The organism is Bradyrhizobium agreste, from assembly GCF_016031625.1.
Taxonomy (GTDB): Bacteria; Pseudomonadota; Alphaproteobacteria; order Rhizobiales; family Xanthobacteraceae; genus Bradyrhizobium; species Bradyrhizobium agreste.
This window is the reverse complement of sequence record NZ_JACCHP010000003.1, coordinates 308,539-321,190: the sequence shown is the minus strand read 5'-3', so window position 1 is coordinate 321,190 and position 12,652 is coordinate 308,539. Positions and strand designations below refer to the sequence as shown.

General features: G+C 65.7%; 12 protein-coding genes. 6 read left to right on the top strand and 6 right to left on the bottom strand.

What is annotated here, in order from left to right:
• Positions 1 to 12: 12 nt before the first annotated feature.
• Positions 13 to 1,089: a methyl-accepting chemotaxis protein gene (locus HZZ13_RS06355; RefSeq protein ID WP_197958774.1), complete on the bottom strand. Its 1,077-nt coding sequence runs from the start codon at positions 1,087 to 1,089 to the stop codon at positions 13 to 15.
• Positions 1,090 to 1,259: 170 nt separating this feature from the next.
• Positions 1,260 to 2,759 carry a glucosyltransferase domain-containing protein gene (locus tag HZZ13_RS06350; protein ID WP_197958773.1) on the bottom strand — a complete coding sequence of 500 codons (1,500 nt, stop codon included), beginning with the start codon at positions 2,757 to 2,759 and terminating at the stop codon, positions 1,260 to 1,262.
• A 182-nt stretch (positions 2,760 to 2,941) separates the two neighbouring features.
• On the opposite strand from HZZ13_RS06350, the gene recJ reads away from it, so the two are divergent.
• From recJ to HZZ13_RS06335, 3 genes are all read left to right on the top strand, one after another.
• Positions 2,942 to 4,783: a single-stranded-DNA-specific exonuclease RecJ gene (recJ, locus tag HZZ13_RS06345; RefSeq protein ID WP_197958772.1), complete on the top strand. Its 1,842-nt coding sequence runs from the start codon at positions 2,942 to 2,944 to the stop codon at positions 4,781 to 4,783.
• Positions 4,784 to 4,846: 63 nt separating this feature from the next.
• Positions 4,847 to 5,656, top strand: a complete 810-nt coding sequence (locus HZZ13_RS06340; protein WP_197958771.1) for an SDR family NAD(P)-dependent oxidoreductase — start codon at positions 4,847 to 4,849, stop codon at positions 5,654 to 5,656.
• A gap of 96 nt (positions 5,657 to 5,752) precedes the next feature.
• Positions 5,753 to 6,550 carry an aldolase gene (locus HZZ13_RS06335; protein ID WP_197958770.1) on the top strand — a complete coding sequence of 266 codons (798 nt, stop codon included), beginning with the start codon at positions 5,753 to 5,755 and terminating at the stop codon, positions 6,548 to 6,550.
• A 117-nt stretch (positions 6,551 to 6,667) separates the two neighbouring features.
• Here the strand turns inward: HZZ13_RS06335 and HZZ13_RS06330 are convergent, their stop codons facing one another.
• A complete protein-coding gene (locus tag HZZ13_RS06330) occupies positions 6,668 to 7,897 on the bottom strand; it encodes a lytic murein transglycosylase (protein ID WP_197958769.1) in 1,230 nt (409 codons plus the stop codon).
• 156 nt (positions 7,898 to 8,053) lie between these two features.
• Between HZZ13_RS06330 and HZZ13_RS06325 the strand changes: the two genes are divergently transcribed.
• Positions 8,054 to 8,305 (top strand): hypothetical protein, encoded by a 252-nt coding sequence (locus HZZ13_RS06325; protein WP_197958768.1) that lies wholly within the window; start codon positions 8,054 to 8,056, stop codon positions 8,303 to 8,305.
• 33 nt (positions 8,306 to 8,338) lie between these two features.
• Here HZZ13_RS06325 and HZZ13_RS06320 read toward each other — a convergent pair whose 3' ends face one another.
• The gene (locus HZZ13_RS06320; protein WP_197958767.1) at positions 8,339 to 8,857 is read right to left on the bottom strand and encodes a MarR family winged helix-turn-helix transcriptional regulator; all 519 of its coding nucleotides are present in this window, start codon (positions 8,855 to 8,857) and stop codon (positions 8,339 to 8,341) included.
• 54 nt (positions 8,858 to 8,911) lie between these two features.
• On the opposite strand from HZZ13_RS06320, the gene HZZ13_RS06315 reads away from it, so the two are divergent.
• Both HZZ13_RS06315 and HZZ13_RS06310 read left to right on the top strand, forming a co-directional pair.
• Complete coding sequence (locus HZZ13_RS06315; protein WP_197958888.1) at positions 8,912 to 9,391, top strand: carboxymuconolactone decarboxylase family protein; 480 nt, start codon at positions 8,912 to 8,914, stop codon at positions 9,389 to 9,391.
• Positions 9,392 to 9,412: 21 nt separating this feature from the next.
• On the top strand, positions 9,413 to 9,916 hold the full coding sequence (locus HZZ13_RS06310) for a cupin domain-containing protein (protein ID WP_197958766.1): 504 nt from the start codon (positions 9,413 to 9,415) through the stop codon (positions 9,914 to 9,916).
• A 20-nt stretch (positions 9,917 to 9,936) separates the two neighbouring features.
• Here the strand turns inward: HZZ13_RS06310 and HZZ13_RS06305 are convergent, their stop codons facing one another.
• Together HZZ13_RS06305 and HZZ13_RS06300 are read right to left on the bottom strand one after the other, a co-directional pair.
• Positions 9,937 to 10,923, bottom strand: a complete 987-nt coding sequence (locus HZZ13_RS06305; protein ID WP_197958765.1) for a DUF808 domain-containing protein — start codon at positions 10,921 to 10,923, stop codon at positions 9,937 to 9,939.
• A gap of 82 nt (positions 10,924 to 11,005) precedes the next feature.
• Entirely contained in the window at positions 11,006 to 12,607 is a 1,602-nt protein-coding gene (locus tag HZZ13_RS06300; RefSeq protein ID WP_197958764.1) for a DUF4397 domain-containing protein, read from the bottom strand.
• Positions 12,608 to 12,652 lie beyond the last annotated feature (45 nt).

Below are 12,652 nucleotides of genomic sequence, written 5' to 3'. Positions count from 1 at the left end.
GACCCGCTCTCCTCACGTCCCGCAGATGATCACGCCGTACCAGCCGAGCCCGCGATAGGTTTCGTAGCCCGGCGTGGCATGGAACGCGACCAGCGTGCCGGTGCGGTCGTGGTAGAAGCCGGAGCGCTGCCCGTTCAGAGACAGCGAGATGCGCTCGCTGAGGATGCCCTGGCCGTCGGACGCAGCGATCACGCGGAAATTCGAATCGACCAGCAGCACGCGCGCCTTGTCGCTGTCGCCGACGCGCACGCCTTGCACGATGGCGCGGGCCTGCGGCTCCCAGTCGAAATGGATGGCGAGCACCCCGATCGGGGCGCCATTGGCCTGGCCGCCGGCGCGGACGCTGGCGCAATAGGTCGCGACCTGTGCATTGCCGAGCAGCGGCTGGTTCTCGACGTCGCCGGCGACATAGTCGTCGCCGGAGCGCAAGGCCCGCGCGTCGCGAAACCATTTGGTGTGGGCGACGTTCTGGCCGACGACGCGGAAGCGGTCGGCGCGGCCGTTGGCGATGACGTTGCCGTCGAGGTCGCAGAGCCAGAGGTCGAGATAGACGGTGTAGGCCCCGAGGATCACGCCGAGGCGTTGCGAGGCATGGGAGACGGCCGCGGCACTGGGCGAGGCCGCGCAATCGACCACGGCGGAATCGGTCGCCCACCAGCGCACGTCGCAGGTGCGCTCGTAGAGATTGCGATCGATCAGCTCGATGGCGTTCAGCGACAGGTCGACCATGCGCTCGCCGCGGGAGCGCTGACTCATGCGCTCGATCGAGGCGACGAGGTCGCCGGTCCGCTTCGTCAATTGGGTCTCGAGCTCGCGGGCGATGGTCTCGACCTGCTGGCCGACCCCGCGCACCTCCTGCGCCACCACCGCAAAGCCGGCGCCCTGCGCCCCGGCGCGCGAGCTCTCGATCAGCGCGTTCAGCGCCAGCATCTTCATCTGGTTCGTGATCTGCTGGATCGACTTGGTCTTGTCGACCGCGATCTGGTTGACCTCCGCGGTGAGGCGATTGATCAGCGCGGAGATGTCGGAATCATCGTCCGCAGGTTCGGTGGCGACCGTCTTGGCTTTCAGACCCGGCGCAGCAGACATCGGGGACTTCCCTTGGCAATGAGGTCTGATCTGCAATGAACCCGGAACTACAACTTACAGATCGAATACGATTCTTTTTCGCGGATTCCGCCTAACGCCTGCTTAATTTGCTGTTTGGCGGAGTGCCTAAATAGTAGTCACTCCGGCCTGCCGTCCTCCGCTTCGTAAGGTCAGCGCTGGGGAAGGCAGACGACGGCAAGCTCATGAACCAGGCCGACCGAACCGGGCAGCGGCCAGACTGTCCCATGCCTGCAATAGTCGATCGCAGCTTGCCATTGGGCATCGGTCGGTGTCGCGAATCTGTAGCCGGTCGCTTGCTCAAACAGCCCCAGCTTGGACCAGGGCGAACCGAGGCCGGATGTATTCATGTCGACGGACGATGTAGCAAGCGCGAGGGGGTGCGTCTTCCGACGGCCGACGACAGCCAGCGATGTCACCTCGCCAAAGGCGGGATCGGCTTCAAGTCGCGCGATGATGCGGCTTGCCTCCTGATGATCCCATAAATTCATGCGCCGCTGATCAAACAGGATCGAGGCGTCGGCACCAACGTAGCCCGCGATGACGATGGCGAATGCGGCAACCAGGCAAAGGTTCAGTTTAGCGAATGCACATCGAAAGCCGATCGGGCCGAGGGCCGCGATCCATAGCGCGATTGGTGATAACAGCCTCGGCGCCAGCCAGGCGATATCGCCGATGAGTGGAGCAATCGTGGCGCAAACCAGCGCTGCCACGATGGCCAGCGCCGCAACGAGCGCCGCGGAACTGTCCCGCCGTTGCAAGGTCGCTCGCAGCAGCAGGAAGATGCTGAGCACGAGCGCAAGAACTGCCACAATCGACGCCGTCGGGATGATGCCCTGCGGTGGAAGAAATGAAGACGCCACGGCCGCGCCGAGTGTGCGAAGCCTTTGGAAGAGCTCTAGCGAGCTAGCGCGAAAGGCTCGCCCTGAAGCAACAGCAGGAAATAGATATTTGGTTGAAATCAGGCACAGCACGTAAACGGTGAGGCCAGCCAAGAGGACTGCAGTACGGCGCAGGAAACGGCTGAGCAGAACGGAAAGGTCGGACTTCGAGGCGCCGTCGCAAAGGCAGAGGTCGGCGACCAGGACAAGCAGGCTGCCTGCCGCAATGTGGCCGATTACAACCTGATAATTTCCCAGCGCAAGGACGACGGCACCGAAGAGGGCGGCGCACGATAGGCGCTCCATACAGCCAATTGCCGCGCAGAAGACCGCCAGCACGGTCACGAAGGCGACCTCACCGTAGTAAAAATATTCGGTCGCAAACGGATGCAGCGTAAATGGTGCCGCAAATGCGAATGCCTCTTGCGGGCTGATGTCTTCGACGATCGCGGCCGCGAAGATGAATCCGGCGATGATGAAGAGCGGAATCGACAGGCACATCGATGCGGACATTGATTCGATCGGCAGGAACCCGATTTGCGCCTGCAGCCACCACATTGCTGCGCGAACGAAGCGCCCGTCGCTGAGCGAATAGGCGATTTCGCCGCTGAATGACTTCCGCGCAACGTCATAGCTGTCGATGGAGTACATCGGCGCAAACAGGGCTTGGCCCCGCGCGATGATGTTGAGGCCGAGCACTGCCCAGAACGGAGGGGCGAGCCGCGAGATCGTGTCCCTTGCGACGCTGGCGTCTAACATTTCGGCCTGCACGGATTGTTTCCGCTGATATCGAGCGATGGCAACTCGTCCAAGAGGCCAAAATGCGGGGCTTTTCAGCAGATGCCGTGCAGACCAGGATGAAATTTGGCCTCGGCTGCGTTGTGCAAAACCGCCCGGCCAAGGCGCCGGGTGATTGCCCGATGTGCTACCCTCGTCGTACGGACTGAATGCATATGGCCCCTCCCGCATCCGCACTCCCCGTCGAAGCGCCCCAGGCGTTCCTGGGCGTCGCGCGCTCGCTCACCGACAAGCTGTGGCGCGACCGGTTGGACGGGCGCGGGGCGGCCCAGGCCCTCGCCATCGTGCAGCGGCACCAATTGCCGGAGCTGCTGGCGCGGGTGCTGGCCGGCCGCGGCGTCGACATCGACGCCGTGCCGGACTTCCTCGACCCGACCATCCGCAAGCTGCTGCCGGACCCGTTCACGGTGACGGAGATGGAGGCCGCCGCCAAACGCATCGCGGATGCCGCGGCGAGGGGCGAGAAGGTTGCGATCTTCGGCGACTACGACGTCGATGGCGCCACTTCTGCAGCGCTGCTGGCCTGGCACCTGCGTCATTGCGGGCTGGATCCGTTGATCCATATCCCCGACCGGATTTTCGAAGGCTACGGCCCGAACACGGAGGCGGTGCGCGCGCTCGCCGCGAAAGGGGCAACGCTGCTCGTCACCGTCGATTGCGGCACCACCAGCATCGAGCCGCTCGCCGAGGCGAAGCGCCTCGGCATGTCCGTGGTCGTGATTGATCACCACCAATGCGGCCTCGATCTCCCCGAGGTCGACGCGCTGGTCAATCCGAACCGCCCCGACGACCTCTCCGGCCTCGGTCATCTCGCCGCCGTCGGCCTCGTGCTGGTGACGCTGGTCGCGGTCAATCGCGAGCTGCGCCAGCGCGGTTTCTGGACGAGCGAGATGCCGGAGCCCGATCTCTTGGGCATGCTGCATCACGTCGCGCTCGGCACCGTCGCCGACGTCGCGCCGCTGACCGGTCTCAACCGCGCCTTCGTCACCAAGGGGCTGATCGCAATGCGTCGGCGCGACCATATCGGCCACACCGCGCTGATGGACGTGGCACGGCTCAACGGCCCGCCGGAAGCCTGGCATCTCGGCTTCATGCTGGGGCCGCGCGTCAATGCCGGCGGCCGTATCGGCCGCGCCGATCTCGGCGTGCGGCTGCTGCTCGAAGGCGACAGCGTCGAGGCGGCGCGGATCGCGGCCGAGCTCGACCGTCTCAACAGCGAGCGCCGCGTCATCGAGCAGGCAGCCGAAGCCCAGGCCGAAGCCGAGGCGCTGGCCTCGATCGGGCTGGAGGACAAGCTCGCCGTGATCGTCACGGCTTCGGAAGGCTGGCATCCCGGCGTGGTCGGCCTCGTTGCCTCGCGCCTGAAGGAGAAGTTTTCGCGGCCTGCCTTTGCCATTGCGCTGGAGCCCGGCGGCATCGGCACCGGCTCGGGCCGCTCGATCGCCGGCGTCGATCTCGGCAAGGCGGTGCGGCAGGCGGTCGCCGACGGCATTCTGCTGAAAGGGGGCGGGCACGCGATGGCCGCGGGCGTGACGCTGCGCAAGGAGAAGCTCGCCGAATTCCGCGCCTATCTCGAGGCCGCGCTGGCGCGCGATGTCGCCGAGGCGCGCCACGTCAACGAGCTCTATATCGACGGCGCAGTCTCGGCGCGCGCGGTGACGCCGGAGCTGGCGACGATTCTCAACCGCGCCGGTCCCTTCGGCAGCGGCAATCCGGAGCCGGTGCTGGCGCTGCCGGCGCATCAACTCGTGATTGCCGACGAGGTCGGCCAGGCGCATCTGCGTCTGCGTTTCAAGGCGGGCGACGGCGCCATCGTCAACGGCGTCGCGTTCCGTTCGGTCGGCCAGAAGCTCGGCAATGCGCTGCTCGCAAACCGCGGCCAGCAGATGCATGTCGCGGGTTCGCTCTCGGTCGACCGCTACCAGGGCGCCGAGCGCGTGCAATTCCGCGTCGTCGACGTCGCGCTACCGGACCAGGGGCCATCCGTGATTAGATGACGCATGATCGACGAGATCATGCGTAAGAAGTAGGTTGCTCAAACAACAAAAAAGGGAGTGAGCATGGCAGGGCAGGTTGAGGGCAAGATCGCACTGGTGACGGGCGGCGCCTCCGGTATTGGCGAGGCCATCGTCGAATTATTTGCGCGCGAAGGCGCCACGGTCGTCGCAACTGACATCGACGAGCTGCGCGGCCCTGAGCTCGCCAAGCGCGTTGCAAAAGCCGGCGGCAAGGCGATCTTCCTAGAGCAGGACGTCACCAGCGAGGAGCGCTGGATCGAGATCGTCGCCGAGATCGCAAAGCGCTTCGGCCGGCTCGACGTGCTCGTCTCCAACGCCGGCATCGGCATTTCGGTGCCGTCGATCGTCGACATGACGCTCGCTGACTGGCGCAAGCAGAACGCGATCAATCTCGACGGCGTGTTTCTCTCGGTCAAGCATTGCCTGCCCTTGATGCGCAAAACCGGCGGCGGCTCGATCGTCATGATGTCCTCGCTCGCCGGCCTGCGCGGTGCGCCCGGGTTGTCGGCCTATTCGGCGACCAAGGGCGGCGTGCGGCTGTTCGCGAAGTCGATCGCGATGGAGTGCGCGGCTGCCGGCGATGGCATCCGCGTCAACTCCGTGCATCCCGGCATCATCGACACGCCAATCTGGGGGAAGATCCCGACAGGGGCGGCCGGCGCAGGCCAGAACGCCCCAATCGATCCGGAGGAGCGCGCCCGTGTCGTCACGCCGCTTGGCCGCGCCGGCCAGGCCGCGGAGATCGCCGCGGGCGTGCTGTATCTCGCCTCCGATGCCTCGCGCTACGTCACCGGCAGCGAGCTCGTCATCGACGGCGGCATGAACGCCGGCGGCGTGCCGCGGCGCGCTTGAGCTGCGCAGGGCAGGGTGGCGGCCGCAGGGGCTGACGCGCAGGCGCAGCCCCTGTAGAAGATGGGCAATTGCCAACCGACAGAGGGATTCCTCGCCATGGCGCACAGCCTTCACGCATCCTCACCCGCGCCCGCGACATTCCGCTCGAACCGGCCGGATCTCGCCACCGACGCGATCCGCACCGCGCGCGAGGATCTCGCTGCCTGCTTCCGCATGGCCGCGCGCAACGGCTTTGAGGAGGGCATCTGCAACCACTTCTCGGCGGTCGTGCCCGGCCACGACGACCTCTTCCTAGTCAACCCCTACGGCTACGCCTTCCGCGAGCTGACTGCGTCGAAGCTGCTCATCTGCGATTTCCACGGCAACGTGCTCGACGGCGAGGGCGTGCCCGAGGCGACCGCGTTCTACATCCATGCCGAGATGCACAGGCGCCTGCCGCGCGCCAAGGTCGCCTTCCACACCCACATGCCCTACGCGACGGCGCTGTCCATGACCGAGGGCGATCCCCTGATCTGGGCCGGCCAGACCGCGCTGAAATTCTACGGCCGCACCGCGGTCGACCGCCACTACAACGGCCTCGCGCTCGACAGCCGCGAAGGCGCGCGCATCGCCTCCGCCGTCGGCGATGCCGACATCGTCTTCATGAAACATCACGGCGTGATGGTGCTGGCGCCGACCATCGCGGACGCCTGGGACGATCTCTATTATCTCGAGCGCGCCGCCGAGGTGCAGGTGCTGGCGATGTCGACGGGGCGGAAGGTGCTGCCGGTCGATCCGGCCGTTGCGGCGGAGACCTACAGGCAGATGCGCGAGGGCGATTCCGAATCCGCGCGGCTGCATCTTGCCGCGATACGCAGACAGCTCGATGCGGAAGAGCCGCAATATCGGCATTGACCACGGCGTCATTCCGGGGCGCGCGAAGCGCGAGCCCGGAATCCATCGTGCAGCAAGCGACGCGGTGGAATGGATTCCGGGTTCGCGCCAAGTGGCGCGCCCCGGAATGACGGAGTCCTATGACCCCTGCCGCAGCTTCGCCAGCACCTTCAGCCCACCATATCCGTCCGCCGGGGTGATGCCGGCGCGCTGCTGGAAATCCTTGACCGCCTTCATGGTGTCGTTGCCGACGCGACCGTCGGTGCCGCCGGTGTCGAAGCCGGCCTTGGTGAGGCGCGTCTGCATTTCCTGCACCTCGGCGAGCGTCAACGCACGCTCGGAGCCCGGGAACGGCTGGATGAAGGGCGGGGCTCCGAGGCAGCGGTCACCGAGGTGGCAGATCGCCAGCGCGTAGTTCATGGAGGGGTTATAGCTCTTCACCGAGTAGAAGTTCGGCCCGAGCAGGAAGGTCGGCCCGCCCGCAACCGGCGTCCACATTTGCGCGGATGCGTTGGGCTGCGGAAACGGCTGGCCGTCCGCGCGGCTCACGCCGGCGGCCTGCCAGGCCACATAGGTGCGGCTGCCGCTCATGTTGCCGGGCGCGCGCACCTCGTAACCCCAGTGCTCGTCGCGGTGCCACTTGCCGCGATTGACGAGATATTTTGCGGTCGAGCCCAGCGCATCGTCGGGCTTGCCGAATGGCGAGACCTTGCCGTCGCCGTCATAATCGATGCCGACATTGAGCCAGACCTCCGGCATCCATTGCGAATGGCCCATCGCCCCAGCCCATGATCCGCGCATCTCCTCGGGCGTGCTCCAGCCCTTGTCGACGATGCGCAGGGCGTTGATCAGCTCGGTCTCCCAATAGGCTTTGCGGCGCGGCTCGTTCCAGGCGAGCGCGGCGAGCGAGGGAAACACCGGCCTCATGTGATTCTGCTGCACCAGCGGATCGCCATAGGCGGACTCGACGCCCCACAGCGCCAGCAGCGTGCCGCGCTCGACCCCGAAATCGCGTTCGATGCGGGCGAACAGCGCCTCGTTGTTCTTCAGCGCGATCTTGCCGTTGATGATGCGCCAGTCCGAGACGCGGCGGTTGATGTACTGCCAGACCTGCTCGTGGAATTCGGGCTGGTTGCGCATCTGCGCAAACACGCTCATGTCCGGTTCTACCCGTCCCATCGCGCGCTGCCATGTCGCGACGGCAATACCTTTTGCCATCGCGCGCGCACGAAAGCTCTCACGCCATTCGTCGAAGCCGGGAGGTGCGGCGAGAGTGCGGTTGGGAAGCGCAAGCAAAGCGGCTGCACCGAGCGTCGACTGGAGCAGGGCGCGGCGGGTGTGACCGGGCGTGGAATCAGTGTGCTTCATGGGCACATTCTAGCCGGAAACATGGCACGCGTGAGTCGGTTCCAGGAACGTGCGTCATCGTGCCTGAGCATCTGTTCCCCGGAACAAGTGTCGCACTCCCGCATTCCTCCATACAAGCCGGGGCCGGCAATCTGTTCATCGAAAAAACGGGTTGGAATGAAGATACGCACGCATGCGGAAAGCCATGTCGTCGAGCTCGACGATGGATCGCAATGGAAGATCTTCCCCGGCGATCTCGCGACGACGCTGAGCTGGAAGCCGGAAACCGATCTGCGTCTAGAGCCGAGCGGTGAGCGGGTGAATTCACACGTGTTGGTCAATACCGCCGACCAGACCCGCGTGCGGGTGATCGCGGCCGACGAGACCTGGCCGGACGGCGCAGTCAAGAACGCCTTGAAAGACGGCTAGCACTGCGGCCGCGACAGCCGCGATGGCGGCTCTCTAGTCTTCCTGCAGTTCAGCCGCGATGCCGGCAAGCCAGCGCCGGATCGTGGTTTCAGCCTTGGAATCCAGATTGCGAGCGAGGCGCTTTTCCAATTCGAGCACACGCTGCCGGCACGTCTTCAAGAGTGTCGCGCCGCGCGGCGTCAGCGTCCATTGCTGGATGCGGCCATGGATGGGATGAGGCGTCATCACAATCGCGCCGTCGCGTTCGAGATTGCGGATGATAACGCTGACGGTCTGGGGCGTCAGGAAGGTGAGGCGGGCGACATCGGCCCCCGACAAGCCTGGATAAGCGTTCAGCATCGTCAGCACCGCGAATTGCGGCGAGGTCACGCCGAGATCGGCGAGCGTGCGTTCCATCGTCAGACGAACCGCGGCGTGGGCCTGGCGCAGCAGATAGCCGAGATAGCCTTGTTCGCCGCGCTTGCCTTCGCCCGGTGCCGGGACATGCACCGCACCGGCTGCAACGGCCTTGCGTCCCGTTTGCGACTTCGCGACATTCGTCTTGCGTGACATATAAGAGCTCTTATAAGATATCCTAGCTCTTATAACAGGCCGAGGTGAATGGCAATGTCACACGCCCGCAGCGAATATGAAGATTTCAAGCGGATCGCGCCCGATGCGTATGATCTGGTGCTGGCGCTGGGCCAGGTTGCGGCCAAGGCCGGCCTCGACAAGCAGCTGCTCGAGCTGATCAAGCTGCGCGCCTCGCAGATCAACGGCTGCGCGTTCTGCGTGCAGCACCACGTCCTGCTGTCGGAACGGATCGGCGTTCCCGTCGACAAGCTCCATCTGGTCGCGGTCTGGCGTGAGGCGCCGATCTTTTCGCGGCGAGAGCGGGCCGCGCTCGCCTGGGCCGAGGCGCTGACCTGTCTGCCTGACGGCGTCAGCGAGGAGGTTTACGCGGAAGCGTCCGGCGAATTCTCCGAGACTGAACTGACGTACCTGACCTCGGCGGTCGCCTCGATCAACGTCTGGAACCGTTTTGGTGCGGCGTTTCGCTGGACGCCTGCACTGCGGCCGGCGGCCGACGCTGCAGCTTCGTCCTGACGGAGAGAGGGGAGAGTCACAATGACAGCCATGAGCCTTTGTGCCGTGCAGTGTCCGGCGCCGTCACGTTCGACGGCGTTCGCCGTCGTCGCAGGATTTGTCTGCGCGCTCGTGATTGGCAAAGCTCTGCCGGTGACGATCGATAGCGTGTCCAGCTCCCTCGCGCCGCTCTGCGCGACAGCAGCGGAGGGCTCGCCGCTCGACAAGGTCGAGCCGATCGGTTCCTACGCGCTTCCGAACGTGCCCGGCAAGCGCGTCACCATCGTGCGCGTGTCCTACGGTCCGGGCGGGTTTTCGCGGCCGCATCGCCACGCGGGCTCCGTCACCGCCTACATCACCAAGGGCGAGATCCGCTCGCAGCTCGGCGGTGGTCCGGTCGAGACGTTCGGCGTCGGCCAGTCCTTCTTCGAGCCGCCGGGGTCGACGCATCTGATCTCGGCAAATGCCAGCATGACCGAACCGGCGGAACTGATCGCGGTGTTCGTGGCGGACGAGGGCGCGCAGCTGACGACCTTCCTGGAGTAGGGTGTACGCGGCGGCCGTGCTCAGGCCGGTCGCGATCGCTTCAGGCGTTTCCAGGCCGGCGCGAGTCCGTATTGGACGACCGGAATGGCAATCGCTCCGACCAGCAGTCCAAGCACGCCAGATATGGCTGCTTCGACCGACCATTCGACGATGCCGGCAATGGATGGAAGGAGATGTGCGGCAGCCTCGGTTACGGCATGGACCGAGTGGCCGATCGCGGGCGGGCCGTACTTCTCGATGCCGTGCAGGATGATGCCGCCGCCGACCCAGATCATGGCGGCGGTGCCGATCGTGCTCAGCGCAGCCAGGAAAGCGGGCATGCCGCGGACGAGCGCGCGTCCAAGCAAGCGGATCGCGCCGCCGGCGAGTGAGGTGCCGTCGTAGCGCGCAAGGGCGATTCCGGCATCGTCTGCCTTCACGATCAGGGCGACCACGCCATAGACCCCGACGGTGATGAAGAGGCCGACCAGCGCCAGCACCAGCGCCTGCGTCCAGATGCTGCCCGCCGGCAGGGCCGCCAGCGTGATCGCCATGATTTCCGCCGACAGGATGAAATCCGTCTTGATGGCGCCAGCGACCTTCTCGTCCTCGACCGACTGCGCATTCAGCGCAATCGGCTGGAGCTGAGCTTCGTGCTGGTGCGCATGATGCGGCATCACGGCTTCGAGCACCTTTTCGGCGCCCTCATAGCAGAGAAAGGCGCCGCCCAGCATCAACAGCGGCGTGACCGCAGCGGGAAGGAAATAGCCGAGCAGCAGGGCAATGGGCAGCAGAATAAGCAGTTTGTTGCGCAGCGATCCGAGCGCGATCTTGCCGACGATCGGCAGCTCGCGTTTCGAAGCGAAACCGATGACGTAGTTCGGCGTGACCGCCGTGTCGTCGATGACCACGCCAGCCGCCTTTGTGCCTGCCTTGGCAGCCTGGCTGGCGACATCGTCGAGCGAGGCTGCAGCCACCTTTGCGATCGCCGCGATGTCGTCGAGAAGACCGATCAGTCCGACACTCATCAACCCATCCTTCTTCGTTCGAGCGGGGGGAGTGCGCGACCAGATGCTTTCCTGCCCGCTCCGGCAACGAACGAGTACGCTCTCAGTTCTCCTCGCCGCCCGCTCCCTCGCGCAAGTCAGGCTTGATCACGTCTTCCGGCAGCGCGTGAGCCACCGGCTGCGACGTGACTGCGATCTCCGGGCCGATCTCGCGGCCGCGGGCGCGTATCAGCCGCTCATAGGCCGACACCAGCGTGACGTAGGGACTGACCCAGATCCAGCCGTCGCGGGTGAACACCTGGACGTCGAAATGCAGGTGCAGCGACGTTCCGGCGGGACGGTCGAGATAGTTCGAGACCACGCCGATCTTCTCGCCTTCGCCGACGAGGCGGCCGTTGACGAGGCCGTCGGCGTTCATCGCCTGCGGATTCATGTGCATGTAGCGGAAACGGATGTGCTCGGTGCGGCTGTTGACCTGAAGCGTCGCCGCCTGGTCCTTGGTGCTGCGGATGACGATTGCGTCACGGACGGCGACGACGCCGCGCCGCTTGGCATCGCAGGGCTCGCGGCCTTCACCGGGCGGCGGGCAGTCGGCGGCGCGGATGTCCTCGCCCTGGTGGCCGTAACCTCCGCCGCATTGCCACACCTCGAAACTACGCGACTCGCAAAAATTGTCGCGCCAGGGATAGGCGGTGGGACCTTCGCTCTTGTCGCGCTTGCCGTAGGATTGCGAACGCACGATGGCGGGCGCCTTCTCCAACGGAAAGCGGATCTGGGCGTAGGCCATGGCATCGGGATGGCCGCCCTGCTTGCGGTAACCGGTGTTCGGAATGATGTCGCCGCTCGGCCGATAGCTGAAATCCGGTGAACGCACGGCGGGGCGATCGATAATGTTGGAGGCAACGTCCGTCAGCGGCCGCATGCGCTGGCCGCCCGCGATGCGCAGCGCCTTGAGGAAACGCTCGGCGACCGGATAGGCCTCCTTGCAGGCGAGCCGCCGCGGCCTCGCGACACTGTCGAGGCACTGGATCGAGACCACATAGGCGGCGCCGAAGCGGGTGAAGGCGTAGCGCACATAGCCTTCCCGGATGAACCTGCGCAGATCCGGGTAGGTTGCGGCAAGCGGCTTGACCGGCTCGCCCTTGCCGCCGGCGGGATCGGCGATGTCGTAGACGAGCGCCGAGCCCGTGATTTGCACCTCGACGGGCCTTGCGTAGACCCGGGTCGGCATGCCGTCGCCGGCACCCGGATCAAGCGAGAAAGTCGCGCTGTAGCCGGCAGGACCGGCATCGAACATGTCGACGGGATTGAAGTCGGCCTGGTAACGCGACAGCGCGAGCGTCGCCGGCGCGCCGCTGCGCTGCGCATCGAGATACGCCGCGCCGTCGAACGGCAGCAGCACGGGGACGGGACTTCGGGTAATGCCGGTGAAGAAGCGCGAGGAGATCGCGTTGAGTTGCACCAGTGCGGGCATCGCGCGCGGATCGTAGCGCGGCACCGAACGGCGGGGTGCGAAGATGAAGTCGCCCGCAATCTGGGGATGGCTGTTGATCTCGCTGCGAAGCTGATCGAGCGCCGCGCGCCAATCGACGCGCAGGGCCGTCAGCGACGGGCTGCGGAATTCATCCGCAGCGAGCGGTGCGGCAACGAGGAGCGACGGCAGCGCCAGGAGAAGCGAGACGAAGCGGAAACTCTTCCTGCCCACTGCCTCGCCCCCCGGCGGTACTTGTTCCGATCCTCGATTGCCCGC